Origin of the sequence: Bacillus sp. FSL L8-0358, from assembly GCF_038593095.1 — a bacterium.
GTDB classification, from domain to species: Bacteria; Bacillota; Bacilli; order Bacillales; family Bacillaceae; genus Bacillus; species Bacillus subtilis.
In genome coordinates, this window is sequence record NZ_CP151962.1 from 3371033 (window position 1) to 3394031 (window position 22999).

At 45.8% G+C, this 22999-nt stretch carries 20 protein-coding genes and 1 other annotated feature; of the genes, 4 read left to right on the top strand and 16 right to left on the bottom strand.

What is annotated here, in order from left to right:
- Positions 1 to 52: 52 nt before the first annotated feature.
- On the top strand, positions 53 to 1141 hold the full coding sequence (gene araR / locus NYE49_RS17410) for an arabinose utilization transcriptional regulator AraR (protein ID WP_015483709.1): 1089 nt from the start codon (positions 53 to 55) through the stop codon (positions 1139 to 1141).
- A 48-nt stretch (positions 1142 to 1189) separates the two neighbouring features.
- Here araR and NYE49_RS17415 read toward each other — a convergent pair whose 3' ends face one another.
- Together NYE49_RS17415 and NYE49_RS17420 are read right to left on the bottom strand one after the other, a co-directional pair.
- Positions 1190 to 2200 (bottom strand): LLM class flavin-dependent oxidoreductase, encoded by a 1011-nt coding sequence (locus NYE49_RS17415; protein WP_174616675.1) that lies wholly within the window; start codon positions 2198 to 2200, stop codon positions 1190 to 1192.
- A 156-nt stretch (positions 2201 to 2356) separates the two neighbouring features.
- Positions 2357 to 3235 (bottom strand): LysR family transcriptional regulator, encoded by an 879-nt coding sequence (locus tag NYE49_RS17420; protein WP_015384672.1) that lies wholly within the window; start codon positions 3233 to 3235, stop codon positions 2357 to 2359.
- A 98-nt stretch (positions 3236 to 3333) separates the two neighbouring features.
- Between NYE49_RS17420 and NYE49_RS17425 the strand changes: the two genes are divergently transcribed.
- Positions 3334 to 4251 carry a DMT family transporter gene (locus tag NYE49_RS17425; RefSeq protein ID WP_029946021.1) on the top strand — a complete coding sequence of 306 codons (918 nt, stop codon included), beginning with the start codon at positions 3334 to 3336 and terminating at the stop codon, positions 4249 to 4251.
- A gap of 40 nt (positions 4252 to 4291) precedes the next feature.
- Here NYE49_RS17425 and NYE49_RS17430 read toward each other — a convergent pair whose 3' ends face one another.
- The 9 genes from NYE49_RS17430 to NYE49_RS17470 all read right to left on the bottom strand — a co-directional run bounded on the left by NYE49_RS17430 (position 4292) and on the right by NYE49_RS17470 (position 13640).
- Positions 4292 to 5635: an amino acid permease gene (locus NYE49_RS17430; RefSeq protein ID WP_174616674.1), complete on the bottom strand. Its 1344-nt coding sequence runs from the start codon at positions 5633 to 5635 to the stop codon at positions 4292 to 4294.
- A 68-nt stretch (positions 5636 to 5703) separates the two neighbouring features.
- Positions 5704 to 5939: a binding site (T-box leader), on the bottom strand.
- Between the two features lie 97 nt (positions 5940 to 6036).
- Positions 6037 to 7071 carry a glycoside hydrolase family 18 protein gene (locus NYE49_RS17435; protein ID WP_174616673.1) on the bottom strand — a complete coding sequence of 345 codons (1035 nt, stop codon included), beginning with the start codon at positions 7069 to 7071 and terminating at the stop codon, positions 6037 to 6039.
- 108 nt (positions 7072 to 7179) lie between these two features.
- Positions 7180 to 7902 carry a lactate utilization protein LutC gene (gene lutC, locus NYE49_RS17440; RefSeq protein WP_047183211.1) on the bottom strand — a complete coding sequence of 241 codons (723 nt, stop codon included), beginning with the start codon at positions 7900 to 7902 and terminating at the stop codon, positions 7180 to 7182.
- Positions 7902 to 9341: a lactate utilization iron-sulfur protein LutB gene (gene lutB, locus NYE49_RS17445; protein WP_014480926.1), complete on the bottom strand. Its 1440-nt coding sequence runs from the start codon at positions 9339 to 9341 to the stop codon at positions 7902 to 7904. Before lutB ends, lutC begins: the two co-directional genes overlap by 1 nt.
- Before the next feature lie 26 nt (positions 9342 to 9367).
- Positions 9368 to 10084, bottom strand: a complete 717-nt coding sequence (lutA, locus tag NYE49_RS17450; protein ID WP_047183212.1) for a lactate utilization iron-sulfur protein LutA — start codon at positions 10082 to 10084, stop codon at positions 9368 to 9370.
- Positions 10085 to 10258: 174 nt separating this feature from the next.
- Positions 10259 to 10861 (bottom strand): two-component system response regulator YvfU, encoded by a 603-nt coding sequence (gene yvfU, locus NYE49_RS17455; RefSeq protein ID WP_015251201.1) that lies wholly within the window; start codon positions 10859 to 10861, stop codon positions 10259 to 10261.
- A gap of 16 nt (positions 10862 to 10877) precedes the next feature.
- Positions 10878 to 11993, bottom strand: coding sequence for a two-component system sensor histidine kinase YvfT (gene yvfT, locus NYE49_RS17460; protein ID WP_047183213.1), 1116 nt, complete (start codon positions 11991 to 11993; stop codon positions 10878 to 10880).
- 3 nt (positions 11994 to 11996) lie between these two features.
- Positions 11997 to 12734, bottom strand: coding sequence for an ABC transporter permease (locus tag NYE49_RS17465; protein ID WP_015384679.1), 738 nt, complete (start codon positions 12732 to 12734; stop codon positions 11997 to 11999).
- Positions 12735 to 13640 carry an ABC transporter ATP-binding protein gene (locus NYE49_RS17470; protein WP_080030692.1) on the bottom strand — a complete coding sequence of 302 codons (906 nt, stop codon included), beginning with the start codon at positions 13638 to 13640 and terminating at the stop codon, positions 12735 to 12737.
- Positions 13641 to 13925: 285 nt separating this feature from the next.
- Between NYE49_RS17470 and rsbQ the strand changes: the two genes are divergently transcribed.
- Entirely contained in the window at positions 13926 to 14735 is an 810-nt protein-coding gene (gene rsbQ / locus NYE49_RS17475) for a sigma factor SigB/phosphatase RsbP regulator RsbQ (protein ID WP_015384681.1), read from the top strand.
- Positions 14736 to 14770: 35 nt separating this feature from the next.
- Positions 14771 to 15982: a phosphoserine phosphatase RsbP gene (gene rsbP, locus NYE49_RS17480; RefSeq protein WP_047183214.1), complete on the top strand. Its 1212-nt coding sequence runs from the start codon at positions 14771 to 14773 to the stop codon at positions 15980 to 15982.
- A 53-nt stretch (positions 15983 to 16035) separates the two neighbouring features.
- On the opposite strand, the gene ganB is transcribed toward rsbP, so the two are convergent.
- From ganB to ganS, 5 genes are all read right to left on the bottom strand, one after another.
- Entirely contained in the window at positions 16036 to 17325 is a 1290-nt protein-coding gene (gene ganB, locus NYE49_RS17485) for an arabinogalactan endo-beta-1,4-galactanase (RefSeq protein WP_047183215.1), read from the bottom strand.
- A gap of 79 nt (positions 17326 to 17404) precedes the next feature.
- The gene (ganA, locus tag NYE49_RS17490; protein ID WP_080344229.1) at positions 17405 to 19468 is read right to left on the bottom strand and encodes a beta-galactosidase GanA; all 2064 of its coding nucleotides are present in this window, start codon (positions 19466 to 19468) and stop codon (positions 17405 to 17407) included.
- Positions 19469 to 19486: 18 nt separating this feature from the next.
- Positions 19487 to 20338, bottom strand: a complete 852-nt coding sequence (gene ganQ, locus NYE49_RS17495; RefSeq protein WP_080344230.1) for an arabinogalactan oligomer ABC transporter permease GanQ — start codon at positions 20336 to 20338, stop codon at positions 19487 to 19489.
- A gap of 3 nt (positions 20339 to 20341) precedes the next feature.
- Positions 20342 to 21598 carry an arabinogalactan oligomer ABC transporter permease GanP gene (gene ganP / locus NYE49_RS17500; protein ID WP_047183217.1) on the bottom strand — a complete coding sequence of 419 codons (1257 nt, stop codon included), beginning with the start codon at positions 21596 to 21598 and terminating at the stop codon, positions 20342 to 20344.
- Between the two features lie 39 nt (positions 21599 to 21637).
- Positions 21638 to 22903, bottom strand: coding sequence for an arabinogalactan oligomer ABC transporter substrate-binding protein GanS (gene ganS, locus NYE49_RS17505; RefSeq protein ID WP_047183218.1), 1266 nt, complete (start codon positions 22901 to 22903; stop codon positions 21638 to 21640).
- Between the last annotated feature and the right edge of the window lie 96 nt (positions 22904 to 22999).

A 22999-nucleotide genomic window follows, 5' to 3' on the forward strand; every position in this document is an offset into this window, starting at 1 on the left:
AGAACGCTGTGATATACTGAAATTTGTCCGTATACATTTTGGAGGAATGGATATGTTACCAAAATACGCGCAAGTAAAAGAAGAAATCAGTTCATGGATTAATCAAGGCAAAATACTGCCCGATCAAAAAATCCCTACCGAAAACGAATTAATGCAGCAATTCGGCGTCAGCCGGCATACCATCCGCAAAGCGATCGGAGACCTCGTATCACAAGGTCTGCTGTACAGCGTGCAAGGCGGAGGCACCTTTGTCGCTTCACGCTCTGCTAAGTCAGCGCTGCATTCCAATAAAACGATCGGTGTTTTGACAACCTACATATCAGACTATATTTTCCCGAGCATCATCAGAGGAATCGAGTCCTATTTAAGCGAGCAGGGGTATTCTATGCTTTTGACAAGCACAAACAACAACCCGGACAACGAAAGAAGAGGCTTAGAAAACCTGCTGTCCCAGCATATTGACGGACTCATCGTAGAACCGACAAAAAGCGCCCTTCAAACCCCAAACATCGGCTATTATCTGAACTTGGAGAAAAACGGCATTCCTTTTGCGATGATTAACGCGTCATATGCCGAGCTTGCCGCGCCAAGTTTTACCTTGGATGATGTGAAAGGCGGGATGATGGCGGCGGAGCATTTGCTTTCTCTCGGCCACACGCATATGATGGGTATTTTTAAAGCTGATGACACACAAGGCGTGAAACGGATGAACGGATTTATACAGGCGCACCGGGAGCGTGAGTTGTTTCCTTCTCCGGATATGATCGTGACATTTACAACGGAAGAAAAAGAATCAAAACTTCTGGAGAAAGTAAAAGCCACACTGGAGAAAAACAGCAAGCACATGCCGACAGCCATTTTTTGTTATAACGATGAAATTGCGCTGAAGGTGATTGATATGCTGAGGGAGATGGATCTTAAAGTGCCGGAGGATATGTCTATCGTCGGGTATGATGATTCACATTTCGCCCAAATCTCAGAAGTGAAACTAACCTCTGTCAAACATCCGAAATCAGTGCTTGGAAAAGCAGCCGCCAAATATGTCATTGACTGCTTAGAGCATAAAAAGCCGAAGCAAGAGGATGTTATATTTGAGCCTGAGTTGATCATTCGCCAGTCCGCACGAAAACTGAATGAATAAAAAAAGCAATGTATGGGTCTCCCCGCTACATTGCTTTTTTTATAGCTGTTATCTGTTTTTCCAAACGTCAGCGATGATTTCAAACGAACGCATTCTGTCTGCGTGTTCAAAGGTTTCTGAGTTAACCATAATTTCGTCAGCCTGTGTCGTTTTGACGAAATCTTCAAGCTTCGCCTTCACTTCTTCCGGACCCCCGACAATCGTGGAGCTCAGCTGCTCATTGACCATCGCTTTTTCATACGGGCTCCAGATTTGATCCATATCCTCAACAGGCGGTTTAAGCTGGTTCGGCGTACCCCGGACAAGATCAAGAAACCTTTGATAATGCGAAGTCGCAAGGTGCTGCGCTTTCTCGTTTGTATCTGCCGCGATAATGGTGACACCGACCATCGCATACGGTTCGTCGAGCACGTCTGACGGCGTGAAGGAATTGCGGTACAGCTCCAATGCAGGAACCGTATTCGCCGGTGAGAAATGAGCGGCAAAGGCAAACGGAAGACCTAGTTCACCTGCCAGACGGGCGCTGAAGCCGCTTGAGCCCAGCAGCCAAATCGGCACATCTATGCCCTCTCCGGGAATGGCGCGAACTTGATTGCGCACATTTCCTGACGGTTTAAAATAATTGCGCAGTTCCTCTAATTGTTCTGGAAAATCCTCACTGCTGTTGATGTTTCTGCGGAGCGCTCTGGCTGTCAATTGGTCTGTTCCCGGCGCACGTCCAAGCCCCAGATCAATCCGCCCGGGATACAGTGTTTCCAGTGTGCCGAATTGTTCAGCAATGACTAATGAAGAGTGGTTCGGGAGCATAATGCCGCCGGAACCGACGCGGATTTTCTTCGTGCCTCCGGCAATATGGCCAATCAAAACTGCAGTGGCGGAGCTTGCAACACCTTCTATATTATGATGTTCAGCAAGCCAGTAACGGTGATAGCCCCATTCCTCTGCCCGGCGCGCCAAGTCCATGCTGTTTCGGAATGATTCTGCAATCGTTCCTCCCTGAACAACCGGAGATAAATTCAAGACAGAAAGCAAGGTATCTTTGCGTTGGTTGTTAGACATATTGTTCTCCTTTGCAAATGTGTTATCAGTAAACAGCCCAAAGCTGTCAGGTTATGATTGAAAGAACTTCTATCACACCATAACACAACTGCATTCAGGAATAAAAGAATTTGATTCGATGAAATTCGAACAATATAAAACGAACGCTTTGGACCGCTATTCTGCTCCAAACAGCTCCTTAGCCATCTCAATAAAGAGCTTAGCCGCCAGAGAAGCCTCCTTTAGCGACGGAACAGCAAGCTGCACATCACGGTATACCTGCGGGTCCAAGTCCCGGGTCACCACATGCTCCGGAAGCGGCATCCCCGACATGGACATTTCTGATAAAATGGCCAGGCCCAAGCCTTCTCTGATCATACTGATCGAGGTGTTGATGTTATAGACCGTGAAAGCTGGGTGCAGCGTAGCGCCCGCCTGCCTGAACATATCGACAAATGGTGATTCATAGCCTCCGTCACAGACGATCATCGGTTCATGGTCAAGATCTTTCAGCGTAATGGCCGAATGACTGGCAAGCGGGTGATCGTCCCTGAGCACGACAGCCATTTTGTCTTTTTTCAAATGAATGTACTCCATCTCCTCTGTTGGATACAGAAGAATCCCAACATCTATCATCCGCGTATGAAGCCATTCCTTGACTTCATTTACAGTTCCCTCGTGCAGCACGAGCTCAAGTTTCGGATATTTTTGTTTAAATGCACTGATCAGCTTCGGCATAAAATAAGCCGAAGCTGTTGAGAATGTGCCGATATGGATCGTTCCCAGTTCAAGCCCTTTTTCCGCTGCTGCTACCTGCTCAACTTTTTCAATGCCTTTTAAGACTTCTCTGATGTGTACTAAGATCTGTTTTCCCGTATCTGTCAGCATCAGGCCATTGCGGCGGTCACGTATGATCAGCTTTACATCAAGCTCAGCTTCGATCGCAGAAATCGCATGGCTGACAGCCGGCTGTGTCATGTTCAGCGCCTGACCCGCTTTTGTAAAGCTTCCCGTTTCAGCTATTTTCACAAAAACCTTTAATTGTGTAATGGTCATAACAATTTACTTATGCTCCTTATAAAAAAGATTCATTTTATTTATCTTATGTTCTACCGTATCATATGATGGAAAAGTTCCACAAGGAGTGAATAACAATGAAGCAGCTCTCAAAAACGCGGACAGCTCTCCTGCTCGCATTTCTCGTCATCATGTGGGGCGTCAATTGGCCGCTGTCCAAAGCCGCGCTCGCCTATTCTCCGCCGTTATTGTTCGCGGGCATCCGAACGCTGATCGGCGGGCTTTTATTAGTCATTGTCGCACTGCCGCGTATTCATAAATTACGCTTAAAAGAAACGTGGCCGATTTATCTTGTTTCTGCTCTTTTAAATATTACGTTATTCTACGGCCTGCAAACGATCGGGCTGAATTATCTTCCGGCCGGCTTGTTTTCTGCAATCGTCTTCTTCCAGCCTGTTCTGATGGGTGTATTTTCTTGGCTGTGGCTCGGCGAATCCATGTTTGTAATGAAAGTGATCGGCCTCATCCTCGGTTTTGCGGGAGTAGCCGTCATTAGTGCTGCGGGCTTTGGCGGGCATATTTCTGTCATTGGGGTTCTGCTGGCTCTCGGCTCCGCAATCAGCTGGGCGCTCGGGACGGTATATATGAAAAAAACAGGCAGCCGCGTCGATTCCATCTGGATGGTCGCTCTGCAGCTGACGATCGGAAGCGTGTTTCTGCTTATATCCGGCTTTTGGACAGAAAGCTTTTCGGCGATCCAATGGACAGCTCCGTTTATTACGAGCCTGCTGTTCATCTCCGTATTCGTTATCGCGCTCGGCTGGCTTGTCTTTTTTACGCTTGTCGGTTCAGGAGAAGCAAGCAAGGTCGCATCTTATACTTTTTTGATTCCGCTCATATCAATCGTGGCCAGCTCCATTTTCCTGCATGAACCGCTCACCCTTAGCCTCTTGGCAGGGCTGCTGCTGATTGTCACGAGCATCTGTCTCGTGAATACAAAATCAAAAGCGCAGAAAGCAGCGGCGATTGGTATAAACGAGAAAGCTGCACAATAATAAAAACCCTCTTGCCGGATGCGGCAAGAGGGTTTCTTATTTACTGATGCTTGCGTCCTTTAACCAAATATGCAACTGTAATCAAAAGGTAGATCGCCGCAGTAATGCCGGTAATGACAATTGATGTTGTCATGATGACCCCGATCAGAATGGCGAGTAGTGCCACAATCGCAAACCATGTCGTGTACGGGAACCATTTTACATAATAGGCCGGTGTTTCCGTTTGCTGTTTTCTCGATTTCAAATGGGCGAATCCGATGATCAGCCAAATGAATAAAACGGTATATCCCAATGATCCCATTAAATAATTAAATGTTTGGCTTCCTGCGAACAGAGAAATCAATACGCCAATATAGAGAGAAGAAGTGCACATCAGAATCGCAAACATCGGTACGTTTTTCGATGAAAGCTTAGAGAAGACCTTTGGAAGCCTTCCGTCACTTGCCTGTGTATACAAAATGCGTGATGATCCGTATAAACCTGAATTCATAGAAGAAATGATCGCCAACAGGATGACTGCATTCATGATATGATCCGCGCCCGGAATGCCTACCATTTTAAAGACCATCACGAAAGGACTTTCCGGAACGGAATTGACTTGGTTCCATGGAATCAGGCTGACGATGATGAAAAACGGCAGCAGGTAAAACGCGACAATCCGTGTCAGTGTGCTGCGGACAGCTTTCGGAACAACCTTTTCCGGATTTTTTGTCTCTGCAAGCGTTACACCGATAATTTCTGTACCGCCGTAAGAGTAGATGACGACAAGCATCGCCGTGATCAGCCCTGTGCCGCCGTGCGGGAAAAATCCGCCGTGGTCTGTCAGGTTGGAAAATCCGGATGCTGTATGATCACCGAAAGATACAAATAAGAGCAGCAATCCCAGAATAATAAAGATAATAATAACGGTAATCTTGATCATTGCCAGCCAATATTCAGTTTCGGCGAAGATTTTAACAGAAAGCAAGTTTACAATCGTGACGATAAGAGAAATTCCTAATGCCAACACCCAGATCGGGCAGCCCGGCAGCCAATATTGAATGAAAATCGCAGCTACAACAGCTTCAGCCGCAATGTTAAGCACCCACATTTTCCAGTAGATCCAGTCCAAAAAGTAAGCGGCGTAATTTCCCAATACCTGCTGGACAAGATCACGGAAGGTTCTGGCGTTACGGTTTCGAACAGCCATTTCCGCCAGCCCCTGCATAATAAACAGCAAAATAATCCCGCCGAGCAGGTATACGATAATGACAGATGGCCCTGCCACATCGATCGCTGAGCTGCTCCCCTTAAATAAACCTGCGCCGATTGCTCCGCCCAGCGCCATCATCATAATATGGCGGGACGTCATCGTGCGTTTTAACGTTTGATTGTCGTTTTTCATCCTCTTCTACCTCTCCTTCTCGTTTTCAAAAACAAAAAAGCCCGCCGTCTCCTACCTAATCTAATAGATAAAGAGACGACGAGCCTTCGGCTGACCGCGGTACCACTCTTGTTGATTCTTCATGAAGAATCCTGCTTTTGACCTGTAACGAAGGTTAGCCGTTAAAACATAGGGAATATTCAATCTATTCCGTTCCGTCTTACCACTCCCGGGCGAGTTCAAAGAAGAATCAGGCTGCGTCGCACCACCCCGCAGCTCTCTGTTCTGATCACTTTCTTTTACTGCTCCCAATCTATGTGTTTTAGTTTTCTGAAAAACTCAAATTTTATGATCTGAATATATTAACATAATATACGTGCTTCTCTTTTAACTGTCAATAACTTCAGAGAAAAAAGAAACTGTTATTTTGTCCCTTTTCGAATGGCTTTCCAAAAGGATTCTGACTCGTTTCCTAATGCGTAAACTGAAACACCTGCTATTTTATATTGCTTTGCCAGATGGCTTTTCGTTTGAACGGTTTTTTCGTTTTCATACCACACAACATGTTTATGCTTCTTTTTGTCAACATAAGAAAACGTCATCGAGCCTGATTCTTTGTTGAATGCCGGCTTTGCTTTTTGTTTTTTGATGAGGGATTTAAGCTCATTCCATTCCCTTATTGTGCTGGTACTTCCGTCTTTTACATCCCAGTCATAGCCGTACGCAGGGATTCCCATGATGACTTTATTGGCTTTGATCTTTTTGACTGAAAACTGCAGAGAGCTTTTGATCCAGTTTGTGCTTGCCACTGACCCCGGCTCACCCCAAATGCCATGTTCGTCGTAGGTCATGACTTGTACGAAGTCGGCATATTTGCCGATTTTCGCATAATCATACGGCCAGCTCCAGTCATCATTTTTATCATCGGCGCTTTTGGCCGGAACGGATACCATTGTTTTAATATGTTTCTTATTCAAAGCCTGTGAGACATATTGAATGAAGTTCGAGTACGCAGCGCGGTCTTCTGGATTTACTGCTTCAAAATCGATATTGATTCCGTAATATGAGTGCTTTTTGGCCAGTGTAATTAACTGATCTGCGAATCGTTTTTTCGCTGTTTTATTGCTCATGACCCGACTCGCTAAATCTCCGTCAAAATCATAAATGGCATCATTATAGTTTGAAATGACAGCCCATGTCTTGATTTTTTTCTTTTTCGCATATGTCAGCTGCTTAGTTGGGGCATCGCCAATCACATGTCCGTTTTTTTCAAACGCAAACGTATCGGTTGCGATGGCATTCATGTATGTATGATATTTCGTAAGAGAATTGTATGAAGCCGTATCCCCAGTCGTGTAGCCTAGTGTCATTCCGGCTGCCTTCGCTTCTGTTTTTGTATACATAAACAGAACAATCGCAATCGCCAGTGAAACCGCTATGATCAGCCATTTTTTCATCGCATTTCCTCCTATTTCAAGTCATACTCTTCTCATCGGCCAAAAAATTGGAAGTTGAAGTTTTTTTCAAGCAAAAAGCCCGGCATATGCCTGCCGGGCTTCCTGAGTTCAGCGGTCAGAGACGAGAATATATGCTGCCTTTACAGGTCCGTGCACTCCTACAACTAAATCCATTTCAATGTCTGCTGAGTTGCTCGGTCCGGTAATGTAGTTGATACATGAAGGAACAGTGACACCGTCCGCAATGTTTTGGCGGATGATATCACTGGATTGTGTCATTCTCGGTACAATGCTTGATTTCGGCACGATCGCAATATAAGTCGTCGGCAGAAGGCTGACAGATCGGCCGATGTCTTTTGAGGAGAAGAGGACAACCGTCCCCGACTCAGCCAATGTCATTTCGCTGAATGTAATCCCTACATTGGCTTGCTCCGCTTTTTTGATATTGTCCTCGCCTTTGTCAGCATCCCACTCCCAGACCGGCGTTCCTTCACTCGGCCAGTCCTTGTTGAGCAGGCTTTTCAGTCCGTATTCTTCAAAGCGGGGGTCCTTCGGAATGATGACAGGGCCTCCGGAAAAGCGGCTGACTTGCTCACGCAGGGCATCGTAAAGGCCGGTTGAATCCGTTTCAATCAGCTCTGTATGGATTTTGACACAATGGTTTTTGAGCACTGTGACTAAGTCATCCGCTGAATATCCTTCAAGTGTTTTATATTGCGGCTGATGCGCCCATTCAGGGACTGACACGCCTCCTGTTCTTCTTTCTCGGCCCAGGCTGGATGCGATTCGGTTTAAAAAGCTCTCTTGATTCTGAATGGTTCCCTTCGTCATCACTGCTCCTCCTTCGTGCGTTCACTTGTTTCTCTGTCCGCAAACCAGTCTCTGAATCTCGATTTATGCGGTGCCGGGAAGTCGCGGATCTGGGTCCAATTTTTAAGCGGGCCGGGCCCTTTCGAAATTTTTTCGTCCTCTGTAAAAGGCGTCATGGCGGCCGGCGCCCATTTTGAGCCCATTTTGTAAAGTGATAAAGAGGATGCGCCAAGTCCGAATGCTTTCATTGCAAGCTTTTCACTGATCGGCGCTCTTCCTTCTTTTTCGACGATATTCTGACGATGCTTGAGTAGCAGCTCATGAAGCGGGATTTTGACCGGGCAGGCTTCTGAACAAGCAGCGCACAGTGAAGACGCGTACGGCAGCTCCTTATAATCGTCATAACCGCCGAGCAACGGCGATAAAACCGCTCCGATCGGCCCCGAGTAGATTGAGCCGTATGAATGTCCGCCGACATGGCGGTACACAGGACAGACATTGATACAGGCGGCACAGCGGATACATTGCAGCACAGACTGGAATTCCGTTCCAAGGATATTGGATCGTCCATTGTCAACGATGACAAGATGGAATTCTTCCGGACCGTCCACTTCACCTTCCAGCTTCGGACCCGTCAAAGCTGTAATATAACTTGTCAGCCGCTGTCCGACAGCACTTCTTGTCAGCATGCTGACTAGCACTTCAAATTCAGAAAATGACGGGACAATCCGCTCCATTCCCATGACGGTAATTTGTGTTTTCGGCAAGGTGCTCACAAGCCGTCCATTTCCTTCATTGGTCACAAGGCTGACGGAACCCGTGTCAGCGATGGCGAAGTTACAGCCAGTAATGCCGATATCCGCTTCCAGAAACTTTTTCCGGAGAATGGCGCGCGCATGCATCACCAGCTCTTCCGGTTTTTCTGTATGTTGATAGTCCAGTCTTTCTTTAAACACATCGCGTATCTGCTCTTTATTTTTATGAAGGGCGGGCGCTACGATATGTGACGGCGGATCGTGATCATCAATCTGCAAAATGTACTCGCCGAGATCGGTTTCTACGACTTCACAGCCTTCCTTCTCCAGCACCTCATTCAGATTGATTTCCTCTGTGACCATTGATTTAGATTTCACAATCTTTTTCCCGTTCTTCTTTTGAATGACATCACGAATATAAGAAGACGCCTCTTCCGCTGTTTCCGCGAAATAGACATGTCCGCCTCTTTTCGCCACATTTTCGGCAAGCTGTCCAAGATAGAAATCAAGGTTTTCAAGGACATGCTGCCTGATTTCCTCTGATAATGAGCGCCACTCCTCCCAGTTTCCCAGTTCTTCTGCTGCCTCTAGGCGCCGCGTCCGCAGACGCTCCTGTGCACCCGAAACAGCGCCTCTCATAAATTCATTATCAATCCCCTGTGATACCCGCTCTTTAAAAGCGTCAGTACCGATTTTCATCGCCATGATCCTTTCCCCCTCTGAATCCAGTTTTATCTGCTGTTGAGCACTTCGGCGATGTGCATCACTTTGACATTCTTATCTTTTCGGTCAAGCCGTCCCCCGATATTCATCAAACAGCCGCAGTCAGCACCGATCAGCACCTCTGCTCCCGTTTCCTCCACACATTCGACTTTTTCATCAACCATCTGCTCGGAAATCTGCGCCATCTTGACGGAGAACGTTCCTCCAAATCCGCAGCAGTTATGTTTGCCCGGAAGCTCTGTAAACTGCAGGCCCTTCACATGGCTCAACAGCTTCATCGGTTCCTCCCGAACACCCAGCAGCCTAGTCATATGGCACGACGTATGTAAGGTCGCTTTTGTATGAAGGGTCGCGCCGACATCCTCTACCCCAAGGACGTTCACGATAAAATCTGTCAGTTCATACGTTTTATCCGCCAGCTTTTGCGCTTTATCGGCCCATTTCGGGTCATCCGCAAATAAGTGCGGGTATTCCTGGAACATCGTTGTGCAGGAACCGGAAGGACTGACAACATATTCGGAATCCTGAAACGTTTCGATCATCCGTTTCATTGCTTTTTTGGCGTCATGTACATAGCCGCTGTTGTAAGCCGGCTGTCCGCAGCAAATCTGCCCTTCCGGAAAATCAACCTCACACCCAAGCCGCTCCAGCAGCTCAACCGTTGCTTTTCCGACATTTGTTTGAAACATATCAACAAGACAAGTGACAAAAAGTGAGACTTTCATGATGAACCCCTCTCTCATCCCCAATATATGATCAGGTCATCTGATGACCTGAGTTAAAATAACTATATGAATATCGTACACTATTCTGACAATGGAAGGAAAGGGTTTTCTAGGGATATTTTCATTTGTGGCATATCAAAAACACTCCCGATCTCCCAGGAGTGCAGTATATGGTTAAATCCAGCCCTTTTCCTCAGCGATGCTGGCGGCTTCTGTCCGATTTTTCGCATTAAGCTTTTGGATGATTTCTGAGATATAGTTTCGAACTGTGCCTTGAGATAAATAGAGCTCCAGCGTAATGTCTTTTGTTGTCTTACCTAAAGCCGCAAGCCTCAGAATTTCTTGCTCTCTAACGGTTAGCGGATTTTCGTCTCGCATCATATTAAACGTCAGCTCGGGGCTGAAGACACGTTTTCCCTTTACACATTTTCGAATGGCATCGGCCAGATCGTCAATTTCGCCGTCTTTCAGCAGATAGCCATGTGCACCGGCTTTTACGGCACGTTCAAAATATCCGGGGCGGGCAAAGGTGGTTAAAATAATGACCTTGCTGACGCAGCCTTTTTTCATTAATTCCTCTGCCACATCCAGCCCACTTCGAACCGGCATTTCAATGTCCATAATGCATACATCCGGCTCCAGCTTCAAAATAGCATGTAGCGCCTCTTCCCCGTTCAATGCTTGTCCGATGACTGTCATATCCTCTTCTAAATCAAGCAGAGATCCCAAAGCGCCTAAAAGCATTCGCTGGTCCTCAGCAATAAACAGACGAATCATTCTTTTCGTCCTCCAATCATTCTGCTTTTTTAATAAGCGGAATCGTCAGTGCCACAACCGTTCCGTTATGATCTGAAACCGTTAATCCCCCTTCAATGAGCATGAGCCGTTCCTCCATTCCCCGCAGGCCATTCCCAAACATTTTCTCCTTCGGCGCTCCCTTTCCGTCATCCCGTATCACGATCCTCATTTTGTCAGCAAACTGAGAAATGGTGATGGCACAGTGGGTTGCTTTGCTGTGCTTGATAATGTTAGTCACGGCTTCCCGCATACACATACTGATAATATTTTGAGTGACGGGAGATATCACTGAAAAGTCGTCGGCTCCTTCGTATTGAAAGGTAATGTTCCCCGCTCTTAATATGTGCTGAATGTTTACGAGCTCCTCTGTTATCGTGACTGTTCTCATATCAGAAACCAGCTCTCGAACTTGCTTGAGTGCGGAGCGTGAACTGGTTTCCATTTCTTTTGCCTCAAGCTTGGTCCGTTCTGGATCAGATGCAGCCAGCCGCTGAATGAGCTGGCTTTTTAATGTAAGCAGCGACAGGGTGTGACCAAGAGTATCGTGAAGATCACGGGCGATTCGAACACGCTCCTCTCTTTTAGAGAGTTCTTTTATCTGTTCGTTGGCTTGTGCAAGCTTATTTTCAAGCTCAATTCTCCGAAACATAGAACGAATGCCGAATGGAGAAATGAGCATAATGACGAGAAACGGGAGAACAGAAAAAAGCTCCCGGAGCGAGACCGAATTCGCGATAAATTGGTATAGACATGGAAAAAGCAGTATAAAGATTAAAGCGCAGAACGCACGGTTAAAATTCGTTTTCTCTTTATAATAACCAACAAAGTTTGCCGGGAAAAAACCTAAGTAAATATAGGTGATATTGTAAAACACACTATACATCAAAATAACCGCCATTTGCACGATAAGCCAATATGTAAACGAAGCTTTGCCCACGCTGCAGAATAACTGGCGATATGCCGCTACAAAAAGGAGCAGCATGCCATATCCGATCCCCTGTTTGACACCTGATTCTTTTAATAAAGAGAGGAACGGCATAATCGTATACACCAGAAAGATATAAGGGAAAAACCCGAATTCCTTCGGGAAAATAGATATTGCCTTTTTCATGTATTACACCGCTTCTTGTTTTCTTCTTATATATTTAGATAGTAGCATGAAGAGCATCATATAAGCGATTAATATCAGAATATTTTTCCAAGTCGGACTCCCACCCCGGACAAGTTCCCACGCTCCGCTCCCGAAATGATAAGACGGAAGCCACTGGCCAATGTTCTGCATCATGTCAGGCATGACCTCAAATGGCATCCACATCCCTCCGCCTAAAGCCAGCAGCATATAAAGCACATTACTGATTCCGGCCGCTGTTTCTACTTTTCTCATGAGGCCGATTAGTGTGCCTAATGCTAAAAAAGGCAATGCGCCAAACAAAATCCACAGTCCGCTCATCATCCATTCAAACGGTGACAAGGCAATATCATTGATGATTGCGCCGAACAGAAATATGACGGTAATCGATAAAACGTGAATGACACTTTGGCCGATCATCTGAGCTGATAAATAGATATGATCCTGAAGAGGCGTAAGGCGGATAAAGGCGGCCCAGCCTTGTGACCGTTCTTGTACCATTCGGATGCCAAGCGTCATGATAGAGGAACCCATCACGCTGAAGACTGTCATCGACATCAGGTAATGGGCTTCCCATGCACGTTGATCAGGGACGTTGGTATTCACTACATTTGTAAAGAAATAATAAAAGGCAATCGGCATGATCAGAGACCAAAGCACAAAGTACTTGTTCCTAAGCACCCTTTTCATTTCAGCGATGCTTTGCTTTTGCAGCATGTTCACTCACATCGCCTCCCTGTTGCCGTCAGCCAGCTGGCGAAATGCCTCATCGAGCGTCGCTTGCTCAATTCGAATATCTCGTGCTGGGATGTTTTCTTGAAAGATCAGCGCCAACACTTTGTCTGTATTTGATGTCTGGATGATGGTTCTCTCATGCTCGTGGATCACTCTCTCGACTTCCGGGTGACAAGACAGCCTTTCCAATGATTCACTTGGATGAAGCGTAAAGGAAACAGACTGTTTTTGAATTCTTGAGCGGATTTGCATTGGTGAGTCGTCTGCAACAAGCTGTCCTTCAGTAAAAAATAGGATTCGCTGTGCGGCATCGTCTGCTTCTTGTAAATAATGAGTTGAAAAAATAATCGTTTTTCCTTGGTCCGACAGTCCGTGAATGGTCTGCCAGAATCGGTGTCTTGATGAAGTGTCCATGCCGACTGTCGGTTCATCAAGTATAAGCAGCTCCGGGTTCCCGGCAAGAGCCAAAGCAAAGCTCAAACGGCGTTTTTGTCCGCCGGATAATTTTTCTGCTCTTGTTTTCAAATCTTCTTTGGTGAGTGCTGTTAACGAAACGAGTTCTTTTATGGACAATGGATTCGGATAATAGCTCCGGAAGAGTTCAAGGATTTCATCCACCTTAAGGCCCGGCATGACACTCACTTCCTGAAGCATTACACCTATTTTTTCACGAACCTGTTGATCATCAGGAACCCCGTTAAATAGTTTGATTTCTCCCTCACTCGGTTTCAGCAATCCTAATATCATAGAGATGACGGTCGTCTTCCCTGCCCCATTTGGCCCGAGAATGGCTGCAATTTCTCCTTTTTCAATACTGAAGCTGATGTTGTTTACAGCGGTTTTTCGCTGGAAATGTTTTGTCACGTTGCTTACTGTTACTGCTTCTTTCATCACATGAGCACCTCCTGATCGTTTACATTGATTGTAAAATGACGGAGAAGACGATGTTAGTATGGGGTGTCATGATGATGGAGTGACAAATGTCATTTTCTTTCTCACCGCCGGTGTCTAGGCAATCCTCCTCCTGCATCTTCCAATTCATCCATCTTTTCTATCTCCCATGTCCTCTTTCTTTTAAACTGCTGTGACATTCATAGAAAGATACACTCTTCAAACCATCCGAGTGTTATGATAGACATATTGAACTTTATATTACTTTCCGGCTGAAAGGAGCCAATCATGAACGAAGCGATTTTGTCTAGAAATCATGTGAAGGTGAAAGGCAGCGGCAAAGCATCTATCATGTTCGCACCTGGTTTTGGATGCGATCAAAGCGTGTGGAATGCCGTGGCACCTGCCTTTGAAGAAGATCATCGGGTGATTTTATTTGATTACGTCGGTTCGGGACATTCAGATTTGCGCGCATATGACCTGAATCGTTACCAGACACTTGACGGCTATGCCCAGGATGTTCTTGATGTTTGTGAAGCTTTAGATCTGAAGGAAACCGTGTTTGTGGGGCACTCCGTCGGGGCCTTGATTGGGATGCTTGCATCCATCCGCCGCCCGGAGCTTTTTTCCCATCTGGTGATGGTGGGGCCTTCTCCTTGCTATTTGAATGATCCGCCTGAGTATTACGGAGGATTTGAAGAGGAGCAGCTCCTTGGCTTGCTGGAGATGATGGAGAAAAATTATATCGGCTGGGCAACTGTATTTGCGGCAACCGTTCTGAATCAGCCAGATCGGCCTGAAATTAAGGAAGAGCTTGAAAGCCGTTTTTGTTCTACTGATCCTGTCATTGCCCGCCAATTCGCGAAAGCGGCGTTTTTTTCTGATCACCGAGAGGATCTTTCGAAGGTAACGGTTCCCTCTCTTATTCTCCAATGTGCAGATGATATCATCGCACCTGCAACAGTAGGTAAGTATATGCATCAGCATCTGCCTTATAGCAGTCTGAAACAAATGGAGGCTCGCGGACATTGCCCTCATATGAGCCATCCAGATGAGACGATACAGCTGATCGGCAATTATTTAAAAGCACACGTGTGATATAGGAACGAAAGGGATAGAGGTGACCCTCTTAGATGGACAAACAATTGAATGATGCACCATGCGGTTTCCTCGCTTTGTCAGAAGAGGGGTCGATCATAGCTGCCAACCGTACCCTTATCAAGATTCTGGATTATGAGCCGGAGCAGGTTATCGGCCAGCATATGAATATGATGTTGACCATTCCCGCACAGCTTTTCTGCCAGCTTTATTTTTTTCCGCTTTTGAAATTAGAGCATCACATCGAAGAAATATACATTTCCCTGAAAGCTAGAGATGGAGAAGAAATTCCCGTCCTTATCAATGCGGTTGTAAGAGCTGATCGCGGAGCATCTGTCACCGAGTGTGTTCTGATTCCAATGCGAAAGCGAAATGAATATGAAAATGAGCTGCTGATAGCCAGAAATGAGGCTCAGGAAGCTTTGCTTGCCAAACAGAAAGCCAATGCGGAGTTAGAAATTGCCTTGGAAACGCTGAAAGCAAAACAAGAAGAACTTCTTGAGATCAATAAACAAAATCAACAATTTAAATTAAACACCAAAAGAGAGCTTGAACTCGCCAGAAAGATCCAGAAAAACTCGTTGACTGAACCGATTGTAAACGATCTGGTTCAGATTGACTCTTATTACAATGCATCGAGTGAATTGTCAGGTGATCTTTACGGATATTATCAAATCGATGAACACCGTTACGGCATTATTATCCTTGATGTGATGGGGCACGGAATTTCATCTGCATTGATTACGATGTCTCTTCATCCTTTGTTCCAGCGTCAGATCACGCAAGGTCTCAGCCCCGTTAAAGTTATGAAGGAATTGGACCGGCACCTTCACAGCTTGTTTCAAAATGATGAGGAAGCAAGACATTATTGCACTGCTATTTATCTCGAGATTGATATAGCACGGCAAAGAATTGATTATGTCAACGCAGGGCATCCGCCGGCACTTTGGCAGGACGATAGCGGAACTCAACATCTGCTTCACGCGACTTCACCTCCGATCGGGATGTTTGAAGACTTAGAGTTTCAGTCAAGCAGCCTTTCATACACGGAGGATGGAAGATTGCTTCTGTATACGGATGGCGTGATGGATCCTACGGCTTCATGTTATTTATTTGATTTACTAAAGGATCATCCTGATTCGCCAATCGCTGACCTGAAGGAGAAAATCCTTACATCACTGCAGCATCAAAAGGAAGCTCATCATAAGAGTGATGACGAATGTTTTATATTAGTTGATGTAAAATAAAATGATCCATGAGACATAACAATGATTTGTTACATCTCATGGATTTTTTTGTTTCAGCGTTTCTTTGGAATATGTCCTGACTCCGCATATTGAAACACTTGCAAGGAAGGCAGCGGGTGTCCATTAAAATCAAATAAAGCTTGATTATCTACAGCACTTCCCCCATACCACTTCCCGGCGTCTTCAGGATCGTATTCAGCAGCATAGCTGGAGGCCCACCCTGACCCGTATGTTTCCCATAACACTTTGTTTTTCTCTATCTGTGTCTTCGGCCCGACTGGAATCCACGCCGGCTCCCAGTAGAAAACACCAAGTCCTGCTTTGCCCGTATTCGCCACTGCCTCCATTACATCTCTTACTGCAGTTGCCTGGCCTTGAACAGAAATTGGATATGGCAGCGTCTGCCCGCTTTTTGGTGCTGTATTTCCATGCCCATCGCCATCCTCAGCGGTATAGGTGTACGATGTCTCCGCCACCATGACTTTTTTGCCGTACGTATTGGCAACAGCCTTCAGCACGGAGGTCAAATTTTGTAATGTCCCATGCCAGAAAGGATAATAGGAGCTCGCAAACACATCATAATCCACTTTGTTTTTGCTGAGTGTTTCCGCAATAAATGAATACCTTCCAGCCGTTTCAGGATTTGTAAAATGCAGGGCGACCAAAATATTTGAATTTGTCTCCCTGACCGCTCGGCTTCCTTCATTAAATAATTGGCACATCTTCGTCCAATCAGTCTCACCGGCAAATCCTCCTGTTGTTTCATTTCCAACCTGAACCATGCCGATGTCAACGCCTTCCTTGATCATCTTTTGCAGGCTTTGTTTCGTATACTCATAGAGCTTTGCTTTTTTTGCTTCAAAGCTGAGATTCGCCCAGGCTTTGGGCACCTTTTGTTTCGCTGGATCGGCCCAGAAATCAGAGTAGTGAAAGTCGGCCAGCACCTTCATTCCGTTCGCTGTCGCTCTTTTTCCGATTTCGATGGCTTTTTGAACATCATTGTTCCCCCCGCCATACCCATTGCCATTTGAATCATACGGGTGATTCCAGATGCGGACGCGAACATAGTTGACCCCAGCCTGTTTTAAAGTTGTAAAGATGTCCTGGCGTTTTCCGCTTGTATTGTAAAAGGTGACACCGCTATTTTCCAAAGCAATAACGCTGGATACATCTGCCCCTTTGATAAAATCCTTGTTCATCCCCTCTACTTTTTTAACAAAAAGATCATCTGCCCGAAGCTCTGACACGTGCTTCTTCTTCTCAATGGCAGCGGCATATCCTGTTGAACTACATGCACTCCACACCATGGCAGCCGCAAAGAACATTTTCACTTTGCTTTTCATGATTTCATCCCCCTAATACTTAGTGAGCGTTTTCATTCTATAGAAAAAAGAATCCGCCCATATCGAGCGGAGCATCAGCCTAATGTGTGTTTACGACAATTCTCACTTCATACTTTTCCATCGTCAGGTCGCCTGACAACATGTCTCCTGTCATTATGTCCTTCACACTCTGATCAAACGTGACCAGCTGTTTTTCTTCCGTAAAATTCATGACAAAAATATAATCATTGTCCTGATCCTGCCTCGCTTGTACGGAGACGCCTTTTCCGTGCCGAACCGGAAAAACAGGTGAAAGAGACAGGTCTGTGATCAGACCCTCATAGAAATCACGCTGAAATTGATCCTCCAAACGCGCGCCGATAAAATACGCCTTGCCCTGCTGATACTCATGGCTTGTGACCGCTGGCGTGCTCGCATAAAAATCTTCTTGATACACCGCTTCCACTGAAGCTGTCTTTACATCAATCACGGTTGCATAATCCTTCATTTCATATATTTGGCTGCGGTAGCTGACAGCGTTTCGATCCTTCGGATACAGGGTGTCCGTTTCAAGAGGCTCAACTCCAAATATAGCTTGAAGATCCGGATGCCATCCGCCTGTGTATGTTAAGTCATGCTCATTCACAATCCCGCTGATATACGTCATGACTAAGGTACCGCCGTCAGCCGTAAACGCTTTTAAACGGGAAATGGTGTCCTCGCTGATTAAATACAGCATCGGGACGATCAGCAGTTTATATGGTGAAAAATCTTGTTCTTTCGTGATGACGTCGACAGGGATATCGTGTTCCCAGAATGTGCGGTAATGCTGCTGAAGCGTTTGCGGATAACGTTTTGTCGCCTTCGCAAACCCCTGAGCATCCTCGAGCGCCCAATGATTTTCCCAGTCATATAAAATCGCGGTTTGAGCCGGCCTCTTCGTTCCGACAACTTCGGACAGCCGTTCCAATGTCTCGCCTACCTTGGCCACTTCTTGAAAGACGCGGTTCTTCGGGCTATTGTCATGATCCACAACCGCTCCGTGTAATTTTTCTGATGACCCCCGTGATTTGCGGTATTGGAAATAGAGAACGCTGTCCGAGCCGTGGGCAATCATTTGCATGGATGACAGCAGATTCATGCCCGGGCGCTTTGCCTTGTTGACGTTATGCCAATTGACCGCGCTTGGCGTACACTCCATTAATAAGAAAGGCTGCTGCTTCAAGCTTCGGTACAGGTCGTTGATAAAACCGACCTTCATCGCCAAATCAGCTGTGCTTTCCCAGTCATTGTGCCAGACAGGATAAGCGTCCCAGCTGATGACATCGACATGCTTTGCAAATTTGCTGTAGTCGAGGCCCTGATGCGGGATCAAATCCGGTGTGTCAGCCATAAAATTCGTTGTGATAGGGATATCAGGCGTCAGTTCTTTCAGCGGAATGATTTCATTTTTATAAAACGAAATCGTTTGATCAGTGACGAACCGGCGCCAATCTAAATTCAGGCCATGCAAGCCATTTTCACCGATCGGCGAAGGGCTTTCAATTTGTGACCAGTCATTGAACGTATGGCTCCAAAAAGGGGTCCACCACGCATGATTCAATGTCTTGAGGCTGTTGTCATATTTCGATTTCAGCCACTCCCGGAAAGCATGCTGGCATAGATCACAGTGGCAATCTCCCCCGTATTCGTTTGAAATGTGCCACATTAACAGCGCCGGGTGATGTCCGTATCGTTCTGCTAATAAGCGGTTGATATGCCGTGTCTTTTCTCGGTAGACTTTAGATGTGAGGCAGTGGTTGTGCCTTCCGCCGTGCAGCTGTTTGACGCGGGAGGCATTGACGCGCAAAACTTCCGGATAGGTTTGCGACAGCCAGGCCGGACGGGCTCCGCTCGGTGTTGCTAATATGACCCGGCCGCCTATACTGTGAATCCGCTCAAAAATATCATCCAGCCATTCAAATTGATATACGCCCTCCTCCGGCTCAAGTGCGCTCCATGCAAAAATGCCGACAGAAAACGTATTCGTATGAGAAAGCTTCATCAGCTTGATATCATCGGCTAAAATATCGGGCCGATCCAGCCACTGATCGGGGTTGTAGTCTCCCCCATGGAGCATAAATTTTGCTTTTGTTACGTGCGTTTTTTCAAGCTTTGACATCACATTCTCCTCCTTGTTCTTTTAGCCCTTCGTTCCGCCTGCGGTTAATCCGGACACAAAATTCTTTTGCAGCATGATAAAGATGACGGCAACCGGTATGCTGATAAGCAGGGCTCCGGCCGCAAATGTCGTATAGCTGGCCCCCATGACATCATTCACTAAATTGAATAGACCGACGGGCAATGTATATGATTCAGGCGTTCTCAATATGGTTGAGGACAACACAAAATCTCCGAGCGGACCGGTAAAGCCGTTCATGGCCACGACTGCCGCCATCGGTTTTGATAATGGCAGAATGATCTGGAAGAAGATTCTGGTGCTGCTGGCTCCGTCAATCTTGGCGCTTTCGTCTAAATCCATCGGAATGGAATCCATGTACCCCTTCATCAAATATGTATTCATAGGGATCAGGCCGCCGATATAAAGCAAGATTAGCAGCCAGTGGCTATTGATCATTCCCAAGATTTGCGCCAACACAAACAAGGCAATTAAAGCTGAAAACTGAGGAATCATCTGCAGCAATAAAAAGAGCGTTAAAGCGTATTTCCTGCCTTTGAAGCGAAAGCGCGAAAACGCATAGGCTGTAAACGTCACACAGAGCAAAGACCCTGCCATTGTAAACAGGCTGATCTTCATTGAGTTGAGATACCACTGCACATATTGAAGGCTTTCTTTGCCCGCAAATAATGCTTTGTAATGGTCGAATGTTGGATGCTTCGGAATGATGGATGTACTGATTAAGCTGTTGCCAGGGTTAAAGCTTGCGCCTGCCGTCCAAAGGAGAGGATAAACAATGATGACCGCCATAAAGGCTAACAACAAGTAAGAGAAAAGGAGACGGATATATTTCCTGACCTTCATATCTGCCAGCATGCCTTATGCCTCCTCTTTAAAAGACTTTGTCTTTCTGAACTGCCACAATGCGATGGAGATAACAAATACAGATAATAAAATGGTTAAAGCCGCAGCAAGTGAATATTGGCTTGACTGCATTGTCAATTTATAAATCCATGAAACGAGGATATCTGTCCCGCCGGCTGTTGATCCGGTTACAGCCGGACCTCCGCCATTGAATAGATAGATAATATTAAAGTTATTAAAATTAAACGTAAACTGGGTAATGATAATCGGAGCCATTGCAATGAACACCATCGGAAGCGTGATGTATCTCAGCTTTGAAAAGACAGAAGCGCCATCTATCGTAGCTGCTTCATACAGATCGTCCGGGATGGATTGCAATACGCCTGTTGAGACGAGAAAGATGTACGGAAACCCAAGCCAGCCCTGCATGAGAATCAACGCAAGCCTCGACCAATTGGCATCTGTCATCCACGGAAGCGGATCTATCCCGAAGAAAGCCAAGATGTCGTGATTCATCGCACCGAAGCTATCATTAAACAGTCCCGCAAAAATTAAAATTGTCACAAAACCGGGAACGGCCCATGGCAAAATCAGAATCGTCCGGAAAAAACGTTTAAACCGAAGGTCTTTCTGGTTAACAATGATCGCGAGAAAAATCCCCAAGCTGACTTGCAGTGTGGATGCAGCAAGTGTCCAAACCACCGTCCAAGCCAGTACATCAAAAAAAGTCGACCTCCAAATATCAACTGTGAAAATATTTGCGAACGTTTGAAAACCGACCCAATCAATTAATTTTGCAGGAGGAGAATGATACAAATCATAGTTTGTAAACGCTAATGCAAAGCTGAATAAGATAGGAAAGATCACGGCGAAAATTAAAATAAACAAAGATGGGCCGCTGACGACATATGGATAGCCCTCAGAAATGATATGCTGGTATTGTTCCTTTAAGGAACTTAATGGCTTGTTTTCATCACGCTGTTTTCCGCTTTGGAACGCATCGCGAAGATTCACGTAATACACCGCAAGGCCAAAGCAGGTCACGATGACAGCAATAATCCCTTCCGCCAGCAGAAAAACGGAATTATCCCGCGGCACTTCTGTTCCCAGTGTAAAGATTCCCCAAAACCCCATACTGAGCAGATCTCCAAAGACCGCAAAAAACGATGCGCCTAAGAAAAGAAAGACAATACCTTTTATCCATTGCTTGTTATAAAATTGCCCGAGTCCCGGAATGATAGAAAGCAACAAAGCGACTTGACGATGCTGCACCGTTTTCACCTCTCTTACAATACAAATCTAGCTTTCTCTTTATTTTCCGCTATGCTTTGCCTTAATTTGTCCTTTGGCCGTTTCAGCTGCTTGGTCCAATGCTTGTTTCGGATCTGCCTTCCCTGTTGCAACCGTCTGTAATGCTGAATCAGCCGGCGTCCATATTTCATTCATTTCCGGAATATTTGGTGTTGGCTCTGAGAAACGGGATTGTTCAGTAACAGCCCGTGCCGCCTCGCTTTTCATAATAGCCGGGTCATTGGCTAGGGATTTCACAGCAGGAACTTCTTTCGTTTCTTCATATCGTGTTTTAGAATTTTTTTCATTTGCCAGGAAAACGGCTAATTCTTGCGCCAGCTCTTCATTCTTTGAAAATGCACTAACGTTGTAGCTTTTGACGCCGATAAAGGAGCTCATGTTTTTCCCATTTTCCAGCTTCGGCAGTTTCGTAATGCCATAATTGATTCCTGCTTTCGAAAAAGCTTCTACATTCCATGGACCAGAAATAATTGCGGCGGCTTTTCCTTCTGTGAACAGCGATTCCAATACGTTAATCCCTTGTTCTCCAATAATGCCAGCCGGGAACAGACCATCTTTGTAAAACTTCTGAATCAGCGCCGCACCTTTGACAGCTCCTTCATTATTGATTCCAATGTCTGACGGGTTATAGCTCCCATCTTTGGCCTTTCCAAAAATGTATCCGCCATATCCGCTCATCACACTTTCTGCATAATAAATTTGATCGAATAGGGCTAAAAAGCCAAATTTGCTGCCATCAGCAGTCTTTTTGGAATAGCCGTACCACTCTTCCAGTGTTTTGGGCAATTCCTTTTCGGAGATGAGATCTTTGTTGTAAAAAAGCACAGTCGTTTCGACCGCTTTTGGCAGTCCATAAAGCTTTTGATCTACCATTTGAGACTGAATGGAAGCGTCAGTATAAAGTGATTGAACGTCTTTTTTGACATGTAATTCCTTGAGTAATCCTTCCGTGACAGCGGTTCCGATTTGGTCCCCTGGCATTGTTAACACGTCAGGGCCTGTGCCGGCCGGTCCGTCCATTCGCAAATCTTCAATCTGCTTGGCATACGGTTTTTCAACGACTTTTACCTTCACATCATGCTCTTTTTCAAACGCAGCAACGGCGTCTTTAATGCCGATGCTCTTTTCTTTATCCTCCCATACAACAAGCTCTGACCCTTTTGAACTCGATTTGGCGCTGCTGCTTTCCTTTGGGCCGCAAGCCGCCAAGGATAAACTGACAGCTGCGCAGAGCATGAATACGGAACACTTTTTTGCCATTTTCATTGATTGTCACCCTTTCGGTAGGAATGAAAGCGCTTTAAAGATAATATAGCACGCCTGAGAAAATGTGTAAACAAACTATTTACCTCTTTGAGTAAA